The organism is Thiobacillus sp. (assembly GCF_024708915.1).
The window spans coordinates 1-16,032 of record NZ_JANJXQ010000126.1 but is presented as its reverse complement, the minus strand read 5'-3'; the positions used below and the strand labels follow the sequence as shown (position 1 = coordinate 16,032).

Genomic DNA, 16,032 nt, shown 5'->3' with positions numbered 1-16,032 from the left:
CCGGCCAGCACCGGCGACAGCAGGATGCGGTTGTAATTGGGATGTGGCTCGGCGCCGAACACGGTGATGTCGTAGAGGTCGGGCGCGAGCTTCAGCAGTTCCTCCAGCGTGCGCACCCCGGCCATGCCGTTGCCGACCATCACCAGCTTCATCCTGGGGCCGCGGCCCATGGGCGTACTCATATCCATCTCGTCACTCCAAACAAAAGACCCAATGTGATGACCGAGATACGCCGTTGCATTCGGTCTGCTTGCAGCCGCACCCGGCGAAGCCCTCAAGGCGCTCCATCATGGGTGAGTGCGAGGCGAAGCGGCGCGGCAATCCTGAGCGGCGGCTCCCATTGCCGGGTTGCCATGCTTCACCGCAATGACGGCTTCCTCATTGCAGGATTCAGCAAACACCATGCCATTCAGCCCGATCTCTTCAACGCCCTGTTTTTATTGCATTTGATTCCTCCGTTCGCGGCGCCACCCGGCGCGCACGCACCATCACGGTGCCGCGACGCACGCGATGCACCGAAACCTACGCCGCCGCCCGGCTCACGGCGATCAGCCGCTTCAGTTCCGGGACGCAGGAGCCGCACTCGGTGCCGCACTTCAAGTTCGATTGCAGCGCGGCCAGACCGGCGCCCGCCGCAATCGCGGCGGCGATGGCGGGCTCGGCCACATTCAGGCAATTGCACACGATGCGGCCGCGCCCCGCCTCGCCCGCCGGCGGCCGCGTCACCGGCGCCAGCATCCAGCTGCGCAGCGCGGCCATCCCCACGCCATCGACCATGGCGTCACGCAGCCACTCGAAGGCTGCCGTTTCGCCGCTGAGCCGCACCGCGGTCACCTTGCCGGAATCGACCCGCACCCGCTTGGAGATGCCGCGCGGACTGTCCTGGTAATGCATCACCGCGAGCGGGTCGTCCAGCCCCAGCGCCGCGTCAAGCGCCGCCAGCAAGGGTTCGGGTAACGCCTGCGTGTGCGCCAGGCGCAGCGTCAGCACGTCGCGTTCGCGCCCGGCCAGCCCGGCTGCGGCGTAGTCGCACGCACGCAGCAAGGGCTGCACCGCATCGAGCAGCAGCGTGCCGTCGCCCACTGCCAGCACGGCCATGCGCCACGGCAGCTCGGCCCTGGTCACCTGCACCGCGGCATGCTTGAGCTCGGGCTGCTTCGACACCGCATCGAAAAGCGGCAGGGTCAACGCGTTGATCCCGCGCCCCGCCATGAAGCGCGCGCCCCAGTGCATCGGCAGGAAACACTGGCCGGGACGCACGCTGTCGCTCGCCTCGGCCACGACGATCACTTCGCCACGGCGGCTTTTCACGCGTACCAGGTCGCCGGCTTTCAGCCGCCGCAATTCGAGATCGCGTACGTTCATCGCCAGCGCCGGGGTGTCGGCGTGCGCAAACAGCCGCGCCACGCGGCCGCTGCGGCTCATCGCGTGCCACTGGTCGCGCAGGCGGCCGGTGTTGAGGTGCAGCGGGTAGCGCGCGTCGATCGCCTCGGCCAGCGGGCGATACGGCGCGGCATGGAAGCGCGCGCGGCCGCTGGCGGTGGGATAGATGCCGTCCGTGTACAAGCGCGCTTTTCCGGCGGATTCGCCTTCGGGAAACGGCCATTGCTGCGGACCGGCGTCGAGCCGCGCGTAGCTCAGGCCGGTGATGTCGAGATCGCGTCCGCGCGTGGTCTCGCGGTGCTCGTTGAATACTTCCTCGGCGCCGGCATAGGGAAACAGGCGCGCACCCTGCTCCGGCCGTAGCCGCCGTGCGAAGTCGCACACGATGTCCCAGTCGGCGCGTGCTTCGCCCGGCGGCGGCACGGCCGCGCGCACGCGCGAAATGCGGCGCTCGGAGTTGGTCATCGTGCCGTCGGTCTCGCCCCAGGTGGAGGCCGGCAGCAGCACGTCGGCAAACGGCGCGGTTTCGGTGTCGGCGAAGGCCTCTTGCAGGACCACGCATTCGGCCGCCAGCAGCGCTTCCTGAACCTTGTTCTGGTCGGGCAGCGACTGCGCGGGGTTGGTGCAGGCGATCCAGATTGCCTTGATCTCGCCGCGCCGCACCGCCTCGAACATTTCCACCGCAGTTTTGCCCGGCGTCGCCGGCACGTCCTCCACGCCCCACAAGCGCGCGACTTCCGCGCGATGCGCCGGATTGGCCAGATCGCGGTGCGCCGACAGCAGATTCGCCAGTCCGCCGACCTCGCGTCCGCCCATCGCATTGGGCTGACCGGTAAGCGACAGCGGCGCGGCACCCGGCTTGCCGATCTGTCCCGTGGCCAGATGCAGGTTGATCAGCGCGGCGTTCTTGTCGACGCCGCAGGTGGATTGATTCAGTCCCTGGCAATACAGCGACAGCGTCGGCCCGGCGGCGAACCAGCGCGCCGCCTGCACGATGTCGGCGGCGGCCACGCCGCAGATCGGCGCCACCTTCTCCGGGGTGTAGCCGCGCACCAGCTCGCGCAGTGCCTCCCAGCCTTCGGTATGCGCGGCGATGGCGGTGCGGTCGATCAGCTCCTCCCACAGCATCGCATTGAGCATGGCGTGATACAACGCGACATCGGTGCCGGGCAGGAGAGCGAGATGCAGGTCGGCATCCGTCGCCGTATCGGTGCGGCGCGGATCGACCACGACGAGCTTCAAATCCGGATTGGCGCGGCGCGCAGCCTCGATACGGCGGAACAGGATCGGATGCGCATACGCCGTGTTCGAGCCGGCGATGAAAATCGTCGCGGCGTGATCGATGTCGTCGTAGCAGCCTGGCGGTGAGTCGGCACCCAGCGTGGCCTTGTAACCCGCCACCGCCGACGACATGCAGAGGCGCGAATTGGTGTCGACGTTGTTGGTGCCGATCAGGCCTTTGGCAAGCTTGTTGAAGACGTAATACGCCTCGGTGGTGAGCTGGCCCGATATATAGAAGGCCACCGCATCGGGGCCGTGTTCATCGACGACCGCGCGGAATTTGTCGGCGACATGATCGAGCGCCGCATCCCAGCTCACCCGCTGGCGCGGCAGCGTCTTATCGGTACGCAACTCGGGATACAGCGCCCGCCCGGACGCCTGCGCCGACAGCGCCAGCGTTGCGCCCTTGGTGCACAGCTTGCCGCGGTTGGCCGGGTGCGCCGGATCGCCGCGCACGCCGGTGATCTTCCCGGCGGCGGCTTCGATCAGCACCCCGCAACCGGTGCCGCAATAACAGCAGACAGATGAAACGACAGACATGATGGCTCCTTGCCCTGTCTGTCAGCAGGCTCTGTGCCAGTGCGAAGCATCCCAGTCAATTCAATGGCTTGAGCGAACTCTGGCTGGCGCGATATGGGCGAGGCGCGCAAGCTCGGTGCATGGCTGGAGCGGCGTGCTGTAAATTAGTGCGTCTGTTAACTGCTGGATCCCCCATGGAAATCCTCTTCTTGATCGCGCTGATCGTTCTCAACGGCGCATTCGCCATGTCGGAAATCGCCCTGGTGACGGCGCGCCGCGCCCGCCTGGCGCGGCTGGCCGAAGACGGCGACGCCTCGGCAGCAGTCGCGATGAAACTGCACGACGATCCGACGCGCTTCCTGTCGACGGTGCAGATCGGCATCACCTCGATCGGCATCCTCAGCGGCATCGTCGGCGAAGCGGCGCTGGCGCAGCCGCTGGCGCAGTGGCTGCAGTCGCTCGGGATGGAAATGGAAGCCAGCCGCATCGCTTCGACCGCGCTGGTGGTCGTCGTCATCACCTATGTCTCGATCGTCGTCGGCGAACTGGTGCCGAAGCGCATCGGCCAATTCAACCCCGAGGGCATCGCCCGCCGGGTGGCGCGTCCGATGCATCTGTTGGCGATTCTGGCACGCCCGTTCGTGCGCCTGCTGGCGGGGTCGACCGACGCGATCCTGCGCGTGCTGGGCAAGCAGCCGTCCAGTCAGGAAGGCGTGATCGAGGAGGAAATCCACGCCCTGCTGGAGGAAGGCTCGGAGAGCGGCGTGATCGAGCAGCAGGAACGCGAGATGGTGCGCAACGTGTTCCGCCTCGACGAACGCCACATCCATTCGCTGATGATCCCGCGCGCCGACATCGTCTATCTCGATACCACGCTGCCGCCGGAGGAAAACCTGCGCCGCCTGACCGAATCGGAGCACTCGCGCTTTCCGGTCTGCAAGGGCGGGCTCGACGAGGTGCTCGGCATCGTCGGCGCCAAGCAGTTGCTCAACCAGACGCTGCGGGGCGGCCGCCCCGACCTCGCCGCGCAGCTGATGCCGGTGGTATACGTGCCGGAAAGCCTGACCGGCATGGATCTGCTGGAACAGTTCCGCGCGTCGGACACCCAGATGGTGCTGGTGATCGACGAATACGGCGAGATCAATGGCCTGGTCACCATGCAGGACGTGCTGGAAGCGGTGACCGGCGAATTCAAGCCGCGTAATCAGGCCGACGCGTGGGCGGTGCGGCGCGAGGATGGCTCCTGGCTGCTCGACGGCCTGATCCCGATCCCCGAACTGAAGGACCGACTGGAACTGAAAAGCGTGCCGGAGGAAGATCGCGGCCGCTACCACACGCTGAGCGGACTGGTGATGTGGCTGTCCGGACGGCTGCCGCAGACCGGCGACATCCTGGTCTGGGAGAACTGGCGGCTGGAGGTGGTCGACCTCGACGGCAAGCGCATCGACAAGATCCTTGCCACGCCGGTTCCGCCCGCACAAGACGCGCCGTCCGACATGCCCGCCGGGCCGGCTTGACGCCCGACGGGCATCCCCGCGGCCGCGGCGATCAGGCCTTCTCGCCGCTCGCCAGCAGCATGCCGCCCCACGGCAGCGCAGCGGGCACGCCCCGCTCCAGCCCGCGTGCCCAGCGCGTTCCCGTCGGCAGATAAATCGCCGAGCGCAATGTCAGCTTGCGCACCGGCAAGCCGGAAAACAGCGCGCGCACTTCGCCTGCGGCATGCCAGCGGGCGCCGCGATAGGCGCCGCTGCCGCCGTCCCGCCCTTTTTGCCGATACAGCAGGCTGCTCCGGTTGAGCCAGCCGATGGCGAAGCGGCGGCGCGTCACCCGCACGGCCTCGGCCACGGCCTGCCGCTCGTCGTCGACAAAACAGAGCGCGGCGATGGACAGCACACGGTCGAAGCTGGCGTCGGCGAACGGCAGTGCGCGCGCGTCGCCTTCCACCCAGTTCACCTCCGGGCTGCTGCGGGCGCGCGCGTAGTCCAGCCACGCGGAATCGGGATCGAGCCCGGTCGCGGCGAGGCCGTCGGCCGCGGCGCGGCGGGTGAACCAGCCGGTGCCGCAGCCGACGTCGAGCAGGCTGTCGCCGGCCTGCGGCGCGAGCAGCCGCATCGCCAGCGCGTATTCCGTATCGCCGACCCAGCGTCCGCGCGGCGTGGCGTACCAGGCGTCGTAGTCGGCGGGATTCGTCATGCCGCCGCCGGCCGGCACAAGCGGCGCTCGACGCCGACAACCGCGATCAGCGCGGCGACCAGCAGCGGCACCACCGCGAGATTCAGCGCAATCCAGCCGAAACGGTCGTACAGCCATCCCGCCGAGAGGGTGGCCAGCGCCACCAGGCCGAAGACGATGAACTCGTTCACTGCCTGCACTTTCAATTGTTCGGCCGGCCGGTAAGTCTGGGTCAGCAGCGTGGTGCCGCCGATGAAGGCGAAATTCCAGCCGACGCCAAGCAGCACCAGCGCCGACAGAAAATGCAGGAATTCGACGCCGGACAACACCACTGCGACGTGGCCGAGCAGCAGGACGAATCCGGCCTGCATGATGCGCGGCGCGCCGTAGCGCTGGATCAGCGAGCCGGTGAAGAAGGAAGGCGCGAACATGCCCACCACGTGCCACTGGATCACCGGCGTCACACTCGTTTCCGGCAGGCCGCAACCCAATATCGCCAGCGGGGTTGCCGTCATCACCATGATCATGACGGCATAGCCGACGGCGGTGCCGAAGATCGCCACCCGCAGCACCGGCTGGCCCAGCAGTTCGCGCAGCGGGCGCACCGGGCCGGTGTGCGCGGCGGCCACGCCAGGGAGCCGGAGACGGGAGAGCAGCACCAGTGCGGCGAGGCTCAGGACGCCTTGCGCCAGATAGGAGCCGACGAAGATGTGTCCGCCGATCCAGTCGCGCCCCCATTGGCCGAGTTGGGGGCCAAGGAAGGCCGCGACCACGCCGCCGGCCACCACCAGGGAAATGGCCTTGCCGGCACGCTGCGGCCCGGCCGCCTCGACCGCGGCGAAGCGGTAGTAATTGGCGAATCCCTGGTAGCTGCCAATCAGGAAATGGCCGACGACGAAACCGCCAAAGCTGCCCTGCTGGAGCGCGAGCGCGCTCAGCAGGCTGCCGCCGACGCCCAGCAGCGCGCCAAGCAGGAAACCCGGGCGGCGGCCATGCCGGCGCATCAGCATGGCCGCCGGCAACGAAGCAATGGCGGTGCCGATCACCATCGCCGCCACCGGCAGCGTCGCCAGCCCCTTGTCGGGCGCGAGCATGCTGCCGAGGATCGCGGCGAGCGCCATCGACAGGACAATCGCAGAAAGCGTCAAGGCCTGGCTCAGCGCCAGGATCAGGATGTTGCCGCGGTACGAGGCGGTCATCGGGCTGCGCCCGTCAGGTTCGGCAAAGCCCACGGCGGGTTCCGATTCAGAGACATGATCGATGGGAGCTTACGCCCCTTCCGGCACGCGCTCCAGGAGGGTTCAACTTCAATCGGCATCCGGGTTGAGACGCGGGTGGGTTTCCTCACACGCCAGCAATACGACCAGGCCCGAGACGAACATGGCGGCGGCGGTGAACCAGAACCCCGCCTCGATGCCGCCGGCCAGCGCCGCCACCGCGCCCAGCAGCAGCGCGCCGATGCCGTAGCCGAGGTCGCGCCAGAAGCGGTAGATGCCGATGGCCGAGCCGCGCCAGTTGGGATGGGCGATATCGGACACCGCCGCCGACAGGGTGGGATACAGCAGCGCCATGCCGAAGCCCATCACCGCGGCGGCGAACGACCACCACAGTTCGCCTTCGCCCAGCAGCACCAGTGCGACGCCGGCGCCGCACAGCCACATGCCGGCGACGATGGGCTTCTTGCGGCCGACGCGGTCGGACCAGTGGCCGGTGAAAAACTGCGAGATGCCCCAGACGAAGCCGTAGATCCCGACCACCCAGCCGATGCCGGCAAGCGACAGGCCGTGCTGGTAGAGATAGACCGGGAAGAACACCCACACCAGCGCATCGACGAATTTTTCCACCAGGCCGGCCTGGCTGATCGAGGCCATGCGCGCATCGCGCCACGACATCAGGGTGAACACTTCCCAGGTGCCGGGCGTATCGGAAATATTGTTGGGGTAGCGCGGCTTCGGCCCGGTCATCAATCCCGCAGCATGCTTTTTGCCCTCGGCGTGCGCCCACGGCAGGGTGTCCTTCACCCACAGCAGGGTCAGCAGGCCGGCCAGTCCCACCACCACGAGGCCGAAAATCAGCAGGCCCTCGCGCGGCCCGTAGGCGGTGGCGAGGTAGCCGGTGACGATGCCCGCCACCGCGACGCCGAAGTAGCCGGCGAACTCGTTGAGGCCGATGGTCAGCCCGCGCTGGTCGGCGCTGGTGAGGTCGAGCTTGGAGGTCTGCGTCATCGACCAGGCGAGACCCTGGTTCACCCCCAGCAGCACGGTCGCGGCGACGATCCAGCCCCAACTCGGCGCGTAGAGGATCATGAACGGAATCGGCACCGCGGCGAGCCAGCCGAGGAACAAGACCTTCTTGCGGCCGATGCGCTCGGACAGCCGCCCGGCAACGAAGTTGAGGGTGCCCTTGACGAAGCCGAAGGCGGTGACGAAGGCCATCAGCATCATGAACGAGCCCTTGGCCACGCCGAACTCGGTTTCGGCCAGCGCCGGCACCACGGTGCGGAACATGCCGATGGTCAGGCCGACGAAGAACACCTGCACCAGCTGATGCGAGAACTGGGCGAAGTTGGGGCGGATGCCGTAGCGGTGCTCGTCCACCACGCGGGCCGCGTTCTGGGTCAGCGACATGAATCAGGCGCCCAGGTTGAAGGCGACCATGCGGGCCATTTCTGCGGGACGCGGCGGAATGGTCTCGGTCAGGGCGGCGACGAATTCGTCGCGGCTCATCGCCAGCATGGGGTTCCAGCGTTTCTCGAAGCCGATGGTCGACATCGGCTTGCCCGACATGCCGGCGCCGCAGGCGCTGCCTGAGGTGTGGCCGGGATACAGCTCGACCTCGGGCGCCAGCGTCAGCAGGCGCTGGTGCACCGTGTCGTAGATCTGCCCGGCCATCTCGGTTTCCTTGCCCGCAAGATCGGGCCGCCCTGCGCTGCCGACGAACAGGGTATCGCCGGTCAGCACGAACCACGGTGCCGCATCGTCCGTCGTGGCGCGACGCTTGTCGGCCACCGTCAAACAGATGGAGTCGGGAGTGTGGCCCGGGGTGTGCAGCACGTCGACGACGACATTGCCGACGTCGATGCGCTGGCCATCCTTGAGCGGCGCGAAAGGAAACTTCGCCCGGCTGCTGTTGGATTCGTGCAGACAATACAGCGCGCCGGTTTTCCCGGCCAGCGCGCGGCCGCCGGAGAAATGGTCGGCGTGGACATGGGTGTCGATCACGTGGGTGATCTTGACGTCCTGCCTGGCGGCTTCGTCGATGAACCATTGTTCGTCGCCGAGCACCGGGTCGACGGCGACGCCGGCATGGCAGGAACCGCAGCCGAAGAAGTAGGAAAGCGTGGCGTCCTGCGCCAGCAGTTGACGAAAAAACATGGCAGTCTCCTTGGGTTCTAATTCAAATGAGCGATTCAGGACTCGGCCAGCGGCAGACCGGCCGCCTGCCATTCGGGGATGCCGTCGGCGATCTTCTGCGCGCGGTAGCCGTGTTCCTTCAGCAGCGCCACCGCCTCGGCGGACATCATGCAGAACGGCCCGCGGCAATAGGCGACGATGTCGCGGTCGGCGGGCAGTTCCTTGATGCGCGGGCGGTTTTCTTCGAGCGGCATCGAGCGCGCAAACGGCAGGTGGCCGTCGGCGTATTCGGCCGGCGGGCGCACGTCGATCACCACCACCTCGCCGCGCCGCGCCTTCTCCATCAGCGAGCGCCGCGTTTCGGCGTCGAGCTTTTCCGGCGCGGCAAAGATCTGGTCCATCGCCACTTTCAGCTCGACCAGGTGTTCTTCCGCGACCGTGCGCAGGTTGACCCACAGCGCGCTGACGTCCGCCCCCGACAGCCGGTAGGCGATGAAGCGGCCGTCGCGCTGCGTCTCGACCAGGCTGGCCGCTTTCAGTACCTTGAGATGCGCGCTCGCCAGCTTGATGTCGATGCCGGCTTCGGTGGCCAGGGCGTCGACGGTCTTCTCGCCCTGCGCGAGGATTTCCAGCAACTCCAGCCGCTTGGGGCTGGACACCGCCTTGCCGATGCGGGCGACCTGTTCGTAGAGCAGGTCTTTGGTTTTGCGTTTGTCCATGGAGATAACATTCTCACGATCATTAGAATGTTGCAAGCGATATTTCCACCATCCGGGGCCAGTCAACCCGACCGCATCCCGCGCTGGAAAAGGCGCGCGGAACCGCGCCCCCGCAGGCGCTTAGACCGGTCCACTATAGATGCAGCCCGAATCGTGCGTTTCCATCACCTTGATCCGCGACAATCCAGGCAGCGCGGGCTTGAGCTGCCGCCACAGCCACTGCGCCAGATTTTCGCTGGTGGGGTTCTCCAGTCCGGCGATGTCGTTCAGGTTACGGTGATCGAGCGCGGCATGGATCGGCTGCCAGGCCGCCCCGATGTCGGCAAAATCGAGCACCCAGCCGAGCGTCGGATCGAGGTCGCCGCTGACGGTCAGTTCGACCTCGAACGAATGGCCATGCAGGCGCGAACAGGGATGGGATGCGGGCAGCGCGGGCAGCCGCCGCGCGCATTGCAGGTGGAAGATGCGGAAGATGTCCATGCGGCATTTTCGCGCAAGACGCTGCGGATGACCATGCGGCAAGGCTACGGAATGTATGCGCGCCCGGACAAACTATCGGGTGTTCCTTATGCGCTGCGCGAAGCGGGGTTCACCCGGAGACAACATCAGGGAAGGCATGGCTGGCAGCGCCGCCGGGCCGGATTGCGCGCGGCCTGCCGGTGGAGGCGTGCAAGACCTGCCGAGACCGCCCGCGCGAACAACGCTTCAGTCCGGGCAACAGCCGTCCGGCTTGCCGCCCGTCTGGACCGGCGGGCAGGGCACGCTGCCATACGAACAGAATACGCAGCAGTCCCCCGGTTTGGGTTTCAGTAGCGTGTGGCACGCCTCGCACGCGTAATACCACTGGCAGGCGTCGCTCGGCATGGTTTCGGTCTTGACGTGCCCGCAAACGGGACAGGTCAGCGTGGAGTCCATCACTACCGTGTTCCCTGCCCCCTCCCGGCTCATGCGGCGATCTCCCTGACCAGCGCATTGCGCCGGCCGGTTTCGCTGCCGGTGAGCACGAAACCCTGCAGGCGGCCGCTGCCATCGGTATGCAGCGCGCACACGCCGGTGTCGCCGCATTCCACGTTCCAGCCGCCAGCCGCGCCGGCTTTGGGCGGCAGCGCCGCCACCGGGTGCGCCGGGGTTTTCACCATCACCGGCATCGCCGGATACGCCACCGGGGTCGGGGCACCCGTCAACGTGGCGGCGAGCGCGCGCGCCTGCGCCATCAGCGGCTGCACATAGGGCAGATTGAGCCCTTCGATTTCGACGCAGTCGCCTATTGCGTACACATTGGCGGTACCGGTTTGCAGCAGACGATCGGCCTGGATGCCGCGCCCTACCGGGATGCCTGCCGTCTGCGCCAGTTGGGTGCGCGGACGCAGGCCGATCGCCGACAGCACGACATCGGCTTCGATGGCCTCACCATTGTCGAGCACGACCCGATAGCCGTTTGCGGCCGCTTCGACGCTTTTTCCGCTGCGCCCGAAATGCCAGCGCACCCCCAGCATGGCCAGGCTGTCGGCCAGCCGTTGGCCGGCTTCAATCGGCAGCAGGCGCTCCAGCGGCCAGTCGCCCAGATGCACCACGTCGACCGCGAACCCGGCGTGCACCAGATCGTTGGCGAACTCGCAGCCGATCAGCCCCCCGCCCAGAACGGTGATGCGCTTCTTGCCATCGATGGCGCCGCGGAAAGCCGCATAATCGGCGAGGTCGTTCACCGCCAGCACGTCCACCGCGCCGCTGCCGGCAAGTCCGTGCGGGATCGGATCGGCGCCGAGGGCGAGCACCAGCTTGCCGTAGGCGATCTCGCCCTGCCCCGTGGTGATGCGCTGCCTCTGCGTGTCGATGGCCGTGACGCGGGTGTGCGTCAGCACCGTCGCGTTCTGCTCGGTCGCCATCTTCTCCGCGCTGGCACTCGCTAGCGCCGCGGCGGTCTTGCCCGCGGCGAGCGCGTTCGACAGGTTGGGCTTGGAATAGAAGGCGCCGTCGTCCGCAGTCACGAGCGTGACCGGAACGGCCGCGTCGCGCTTGCGGATTTCCTTCAGCAGCGTGTAGCCGGCAAGGCCGGAACCGACGATGACAATTAATCGGTTCGGGCTCAGCGTTTGCTCCTTTATGCCCGCAAGGGTGCTCTCCCCCAAGGGGGAGAGGGTTGGGGAGAGGGACGTGTGCATGGGATTCTCCTGGGTCAGTGAGGCCGCGCCGGGCGCGGCCTCGGGGATGGCGACGATGCTCAGGCGGGGCTGACTTCAACCATCTCGAAATCCGCTTTCGCGACGCCGCAGTCCGGGCATTCCCAGCCCTCAGGGACATCCTCCCAGCGGGTGCCGGGGGCGATGCCGTGCTCCGGGTCGCCATTGGCTTCGTCGTAAACATAACCGCAAACAATGCATTGCCAGCTTTTCATGATGTGTCCTTTCAATTTATAAATAGTCTTCAGTCGTCCGCTCAGACCGTGATCGCGTCCTTTTGCGCCTGGTAGTGCTTTGCGTGCTTCTCTTCCACCCTGGCCAGCGCGGCGAAGCGCTTGGCGGCCTTGTCCAGCACGCTCCTGAACATCTCGGCGTGCTCTTTCGATTCGACGATCTGCTCGTCCATCTCTGCCACGGCGGCGCTGTTGCCCTCGATCATCGCCTCGTGGCGGAACTTCGGGTACATCTCGGCGTATTCGTAGGTTTCACCTTCGATTGCGTACTGCAGGCATTTTTCCGGCGTCATCGTCTCGCTGGAGAACAACAGCTCGGCATGGCCGAAGGCGTGCAGGATTTCCTGCGCCGCGGTGTCCTCGAACACCCTGGCGGTCGCTTCGTCGCCCTGCTTGCGGCACTGGCGCGCGAACCACAGGTACTTGATGTGGGCCATCGACTCGCCGGCAAAGGCGGCTTCGAGGTTCTGGATGGTCGGGGATTTCGTGTTCTGCATGTTTCGCTCCTTGTGGTTGATTTGCGTTGTCAATCAAGACAGGAACGATATTAGGGATTATCGATAAATCGATCCAACGGATAATATTCATAATAACGATTGAAGATATCAATCGCTACTGCCTTTCCACGCGCCGGCTGTGCCACACTTGCCGACCCGCCATTCGCCGGAATCCGCCATGCCTCGTCCGCCGCTCCCCGTCCGATCCGCCGCCGCGCCTGTGCGCCAGGCGCTCGACCGCTGATGGACTGGACGCTGTTCGGCTCGGCGCTGCTGTCGTCGACCCTGTTCCCTGGCGGTTCCGAAGCGCTGCTGCTGTATCGCCTGCACCAGGGCGCCGACCCGTTTGCCAGCGTGGCGGCTGCCACTGCCGGCAACGTGCTCGGCAGCCTCATCACCTACGGCATGGGGCGGTTCGGCCGGCGCGCCGTGCAGCGCGGCAGCGAAAAAACCGAACGCCGCATGGCCCGGGCCGAACGCTGGTTTCTGCGCTACGGCCGCCCCAGCCTGCTGCTGGCGTGGCTGCCGCTGGTCGGCGACCCGCTGTGCCTGGTCGCCGGGGTATTGCGTGTCGGGGTGGGAAGTTTTCTGCTGCTGGTGACGCTGGGCAAGCTGGCGCGCTATGCCGCGCTGGCCTGGCTGATGTGATCAGGCGAAGCGGGCGCGCCAGCGGGTCAAGGCCGCTTCCAGCCGCGCCATGCTGACATAGAAGGTGGGGGTGATGTAGAGGGTGAGGAACTGCGAAAACACCAGCCCGCCGACCACCGCGATGCCGAGCGGACGGCGCGCCTCGCCGCCGGCGCCGAAGCCGACGGCGATCGGCAGGGTGGCGAAGATGGCGGCGAAGGTGGTCATCATGATCGGCCGCAGACGCACCAGGCTGGCTTCGACGATGGCGTCCTCGGCGCTCAGCCCGGCGCGCTGCCGGGTCAGCGCGAAGTCGACCATCATGATGCCGTTCTTCTTCACCAAGCCGACCAGCAGGATGATGCCGACGAAGCTGAAGATGTTGAGCTCCTCGTCCAGCAGAAGCAGCACCAGCAGCGCACCGAAACCGGCGAGCGGCAGCGCGGTGAGGATGGTGAGCGGATGCCCGAGGTGCTCGTACAGCACCGCCAGCACCATGTAGATGACGACGACGGTGAACAGCAGCAGCAGCGGCAGCTGCAGCGTCGATTCCTGGAATTTCTGCGCAGCGCCGGTGAATTCGAGCGCCACTTCCGCCGGCACGACGTCCCGTGCCGCTTCGAACGCGGCCGCCAGCGCCGCATCGAGCGAGACGCCCGGCGCGAGGTTGAACGACAGCGTGACGGCGGGCTGCTGGCCGTAGTGATGCACCGCGATCGGCCCGACCCCGGCTTCCACCCGCGCCACCGCATCGAGCCGAGTGAGCGTGCCGGCCGCGGTTTTCAGCGGCAGCTGGCCGATGATCGCCGGGTTCAACTGGGCTTCCGGCAGCGCCTTGACGCTCACCAGGTACTGGTCGCTGGTGCCGTAGATTTCGCTGATGCGGCGTCCCCCCAGCGCGTCGTACAGGGTTTGCTGGACCTGTTGCGCGGTCACGCCGAGGCGCGCCGCCTCGATCTGATCGAGGCTGACGCGCAGTTCCGGGTTGCGCAGTTCCAGGTTGCTGTTGACGTCCTCGATCTGCGGCACCGCGTCCAGCCGCTTTTCGACCGCGGCAGAGGCGGCTTTCAGCGCCTCGAAGTCGCCCGAGGTCAGGGTCAGCTGATAGTCGCTGCTCGACGCCAGCGCACCGACGTTGATCGAAGCCGGGTTTTGCAGCGTGACGTTGACGCCGCTCACCTTGCGGGTCTGCGCGCGCAGTTCCTCGATTACCTGGTCCGCGCCGGGCCGGCCGCCGCGCGGCGTCAGCCGGATCACCAGCCGGCCGACGTTGCCGCCGGTCACGCCACCGCCGGCCTGTCCGGCCGAGGAGGTCAGGCCTTCGACCGCAGGATGCTGCTGCACGATGGCGGCGATTGTCTGCTGGCGCGCGCTCAGTTCCTCGAACGGGATGCCCTCGGGATACTGGATGCTGGCGAAAATCATTCCCGAGTCGACGCGTGGAATGAAGCCCTGCTTGACCTGCCCGGCCAGCCACAGCATCGCGCCCAGCACCGCCAGCGACAACAGCAGCATCGCGCCGCGATGGCGCATGCTGGCGCGCAGGGTGGCGCCGTAAAAATCGCGGAAGCGGTTGAATCCGGCATCGAACATGCGCGACAGCGGATTGTTGAGGGGTTCGTTCACCAGCCCGCGCGCGCACAGCATCGGCGTAAGCGTCAGCGCCACCACGCCGGACAGCAGCACGGCGACGCCGATGCTGACCGCGAATTCCTGAAACAGCCGGCCGATCATGCCGCCCATGAAGAGGATCGGCAGGAACACGGCGGCGAGCGAGATCGTCATCGACAGCACGGTGAAGCCGATCTCCTGCGCGCCGTCGAGCGCGGCCTGCATGCGCGGCTTGCCCATCTCCAGATGGCGCGCGATGTTCTCGATCACCACCACGGCGTCGTCGACCACGAAGCCGATCGCCAGCGTGATCGCCATCAGCGAGAGGTTGTTGAGGCTGTAGCCCAGCAGGTGCATGAAGGCGAAAGTGCCGAGCAGCGAACTCGGCAGCACCAGGGCGGCGATCAGCGTGGCGCGCAGGTTGTGCAGGAAGGCGAAGATGACCAGGATCACCAGCACCAGCGCGAGGATCAGGGTGAAGTTGACCTCGTGCAGCGAATCCTTGACGAAGCGCGAGCGGTCGAAATGCACCTGCAGGCGCACGCCGTCGGGCAGCTCGGCCTCGACCTGCGGCAGCATCGCGCGGATGCGGTCGGCGACCTCGACCGTATTCGCGCCCGGCTGACGCTGCACCGCCAGAACAATGGCGCGGGTGCCGTTGTACCAGGTCTTGCGCTTGTCGTCCTCGACACCGTCCTCCGCGCGGCCGAGATCCTTCACGCGCAGAGCGGTGCCGTCGTGATAGGCCACGATGATGTCGCCGAAGTCCGCCGCGTTGGCGAGCGCCACCGGCGCCTTCACCGTGTAGGCGCGGGTGGCGCCGTCGAGCGTGCCGGACGGCAGGTTGGCGTTGGCGCGCTGCACCGCCTCGATCACATCGGCGAACGTCAACCCGCGCTGCTGCAGCCTGGCGGGATCGAGATACAGCCTGAGCGCGTATTTCTGCGAACCGAATACCAGCACCTGCGCCACGCCGCTCAGGCTGGACAAGCGCTGCGCCACCCGTGAATCGGCGATGGCGTCGAGCTCGGTCAGCGGCAGCCGTTCGGCCGACAGCGCCAGATACAGAATCGGAGAATCGGCCGGGTTGATCTTGCGCAGCTGTGGCGGATCCATGCCCTGCGGCAGATTGCGCGCCGCCTGCGCGATCGCGGTCTGCACGTCCTGCGCGGCGGCGTCGATGTCGCGATCGAGCTCGAACTGCAGCGTGATGCTGGTGGAGCCCTGGCCCGACTGCGAGCTCATCGACTCGATTCCCGCCACCGTCGCCAGCTGCCGCTCGAGCGGCGTCGCCACGGTGTTGGCCATGGTCTCCGGATTGGCGCCCGGCAGCGACGCCGAGATGCGCAGCGTCGGAAAATCGACCTGCGGAAGGTCGTTCACCGGCAGCATCCTGTAGGCGAGCGCGCCGAACAGCGCCAGCGCCAGAACCAGCATCAGGGTGGCGACCGGGCGCT

At 67.0% G+C, this 16,032-nt stretch carries 15 protein-coding genes; 2 read left to right on the top strand and 13 right to left on the bottom strand.

The annotated features are described in order from the left end of the window. Positions 1-188, bottom strand: a 188-nt coding sequence (locus tag Q0L94_RS09220) for a hypothetical protein (RefSeq protein WP_296752731.1), incomplete at its 3' end; no start/stop codon positions are given. A 334-nt stretch (positions 189-522) separates the two neighbouring features. Then, a complete protein-coding gene (locus Q0L94_RS09215) occupies positions 523-3,204 on the bottom strand; it encodes a nitrate reductase (protein ID WP_296752729.1) in 2,682 nt (893 codons plus the stop codon). A gap of 173 nt (positions 3,205-3,377) precedes the next feature. Between Q0L94_RS09215 and Q0L94_RS09210 the strand changes: the two genes are divergently transcribed. Continuing rightward, the gene (locus tag Q0L94_RS09210) at positions 3,378-4,700 is read left to right on the top strand and encodes a hemolysin family protein (RefSeq protein ID WP_296752728.1); all 1,323 of its coding nucleotides are present in this window, start codon (positions 3,378-3,380) and stop codon (positions 4,698-4,700) included. A 31-nt stretch (positions 4,701-4,731) separates the two neighbouring features. On the opposite strand, the gene Q0L94_RS09205 is transcribed toward Q0L94_RS09210, so the two are convergent. From Q0L94_RS09205 to Q0L94_RS09160, 10 genes are all read right to left on the bottom strand, one after another. Next, positions 4,732-5,376: a class I SAM-dependent methyltransferase gene (locus Q0L94_RS09205; protein WP_296752726.1), complete on the bottom strand. Its 645-nt coding sequence runs from the start codon at positions 5,374-5,376 to the stop codon at positions 4,732-4,734. Then, the gene (locus Q0L94_RS09200; RefSeq protein ID WP_296752724.1) at positions 5,373-6,587 is read right to left on the bottom strand and encodes an MFS transporter; all 1,215 of its coding nucleotides are present in this window, start codon (positions 6,585-6,587) and stop codon (positions 5,373-5,375) included. Before Q0L94_RS09200 ends, Q0L94_RS09205 begins: the two co-directional genes overlap by 4 nt. 75 nt (positions 6,588-6,662) lie before the next feature. After that, positions 6,663-7,982, bottom strand: coding sequence for an MFS transporter (locus Q0L94_RS09195; RefSeq protein ID WP_296752722.1), 1,320 nt, complete (start codon positions 7,980-7,982; stop codon positions 6,663-6,665). Between the two features lie 3 nt (positions 7,983-7,985). Further along, positions 7,986-8,729, bottom strand: coding sequence for an MBL fold metallo-hydrolase (locus Q0L94_RS09190; protein WP_296752721.1), 744 nt, complete (start codon positions 8,727-8,729; stop codon positions 7,986-7,988). Between the two features lie 35 nt (positions 8,730-8,764). Then, a complete protein-coding gene (locus tag Q0L94_RS09185) occupies positions 8,765-9,427 on the bottom strand; it encodes a metalloregulator ArsR/SmtB family transcription factor (RefSeq protein WP_296752719.1) in 663 nt (220 codons plus the stop codon). A 120-nt stretch (positions 9,428-9,547) separates the two neighbouring features. Continuing rightward, on the bottom strand, positions 9,548-9,907 hold the full coding sequence (gene queD / locus Q0L94_RS09180; protein ID WP_296752717.1) for a 6-carboxytetrahydropterin synthase QueD: 360 nt from the start codon (positions 9,905-9,907) through the stop codon (positions 9,548-9,550). Between the two features lie 225 nt (positions 9,908-10,132). Further along, positions 10,133-10,375: a GDCCVxC domain-containing (seleno)protein gene (locus Q0L94_RS09175; protein ID WP_296752715.1), complete on the bottom strand. Its 243-nt coding sequence runs from the start codon at positions 10,373-10,375 to the stop codon at positions 10,133-10,135. Continuing rightward, complete coding sequence (locus Q0L94_RS09170; RefSeq protein ID WP_296752714.1) at positions 10,372-11,589, bottom strand: FAD-dependent oxidoreductase; 1,218 nt, start codon at positions 11,587-11,589, stop codon at positions 10,372-10,374. Before Q0L94_RS09170 ends, Q0L94_RS09175 begins: the two co-directional genes overlap by 4 nt. Before the next feature lie 59 nt (positions 11,590-11,648). Further along, positions 11,649-11,822 (bottom strand): rubredoxin, encoded by a 174-nt coding sequence (locus Q0L94_RS09165; RefSeq protein WP_296752712.1) that lies wholly within the window; start codon positions 11,820-11,822, stop codon positions 11,649-11,651. Between the two features lie 41 nt (positions 11,823-11,863). After that, complete coding sequence (locus Q0L94_RS09160; RefSeq protein WP_296752711.1) at positions 11,864-12,337, bottom strand: rubrerythrin family protein; 474 nt, start codon at positions 12,335-12,337, stop codon at positions 11,864-11,866. 243 nt (positions 12,338-12,580) lie between these two features. Here Q0L94_RS09160 and Q0L94_RS09155 point away from each other — a divergent pair, with 243 nt between their 5' ends. After that, entirely contained in the window at positions 12,581-12,985 is a 405-nt protein-coding gene (locus Q0L94_RS09155; RefSeq protein WP_296752709.1) for a YqaA family protein, read from the top strand. On the opposite strand, the gene Q0L94_RS09150 is transcribed toward Q0L94_RS09155, so the two are convergent. Continuing rightward, on the bottom strand, positions 12,986-16,032 hold a 3,047-nt coding region (locus Q0L94_RS09150), incomplete at its 5' end, for an efflux RND transporter permease subunit (protein ID WP_296752708.1). It abuts the gene before it with no gap.

Coding starts and splice junctions, on each gene's coding strand:
- Q0L94_RS09210 (WP_296752728.1), top strand. CDS start 3,378: ATGGAAATCCTCTTCTTGATCGCGCTGATCGTTCTCAACGGCGCATTC.
- Q0L94_RS09190 (WP_296752721.1), bottom strand. CDS start 8,729: ATGTTTTTTCGTCAACTGCTGGCGCAGGACGCCACGCTTTCCTACTTC.
- queD (WP_296752717.1), bottom strand. CDS start 9,907: ATGGACATCTTCCGCATCTTCCACCTGCAATGCGCGCGGCGGCTGCCC.
- Q0L94_RS09175 (WP_296752715.1), bottom strand. CDS start 10,375: ATGAGCCGGGAGGGGGCAGGGAACACGGTAGTGATGGACTCCACGCTG.
- Q0L94_RS09165 (WP_296752712.1), bottom strand. CDS start 11,822: ATGAAAAGCTGGCAATGCATTGTTTGCGGTTATGTTTACGACGAAGCC.
- Q0L94_RS09205 (WP_296752726.1), bottom strand. CDS start 5,376: ATGACGAATCCCGCCGACTACGACGCCTGGTACGCCACGCCGCGCGGA.
- Q0L94_RS09215 (WP_296752729.1), bottom strand. CDS start 3,204: ATGTCTGTCGTTTCATCTGTCTGCTGTTATTGCGGCACCGGTTGCGGG.
- Q0L94_RS09170 (WP_296752714.1), bottom strand. CDS start 11,589: ATGCACACGTCCCTCTCCCCAACCCTCTCCCCCTTGGGGGAGAGCACC.
- Q0L94_RS09195 (WP_296752722.1), bottom strand. CDS start 7,982: ATGTCGCTGACCCAGAACGCGGCCCGCGTGGTGGACGAGCACCGCTAC.
- Q0L94_RS09185 (WP_296752719.1), bottom strand. CDS start 9,427: ATGGACAAACGCAAAACCAAAGACCTGCTCTACGAACAGGTCGCCCGC.
- Q0L94_RS09160 (WP_296752711.1), bottom strand. CDS start 12,337: ATGCAGAACACGAAATCCCCGACCATCCAGAACCTCGAAGCCGCCTTT.
- Q0L94_RS09155 (WP_296752709.1), top strand. CDS start 12,581: ATGGACTGGACGCTGTTCGGCTCGGCGCTGCTGTCGTCGACCCTGTTC.